Origin of the sequence: Adlercreutzia sp. DFI.6.23, from assembly GCF_024462535.1 — a bacterium.
Lineage (GTDB): Bacteria > Actinomycetota > Coriobacteriia > Coriobacteriales > Eggerthellaceae > Adlercreutzia > Adlercreutzia rubneri.
Window position 1 is genome coordinate 1 of record NZ_JANGBP010000804.1, and the last position, 288, is coordinate 288.

1 pseudogene is annotated in these 288 nt (G+C 63.9%); it reads right to left on the reverse strand.

What is annotated here, in order from left to right:
- Window positions 1-288 (reverse strand): annotated as a pseudogene (locus NE591_RS15545) (EF-Tu/IF-2/RF-3 family GTPase); the annotation flags it as partial.

Here is a 288-nt window from a genome sequence, read left to right on the forward strand (position 1 = left end):
GTCGGGTCCTCCTCGGCCAGCTTCTGCAGGGCGATGGGCATCTTGTCCTGCTCGGCCTTGGTCTTGGGCTCCACGGCGATGTCGATAACCGGATCGGCGAACTCCATGGACTCCAGGATGACGGGAGCGTCCTCGGCGCACAGGGAGTCACCGGTGGAGGTGTCTATCAGACCCACAACAGCAACGATGTCGCCAGCGGACACGGCGTCGATGTCGACGCGCTGGTTGGAGTGCATCTGCAGCAGACGGCCGATGCGCTCCTTCTAGCCCTTCGTGGCGTTCAGCACG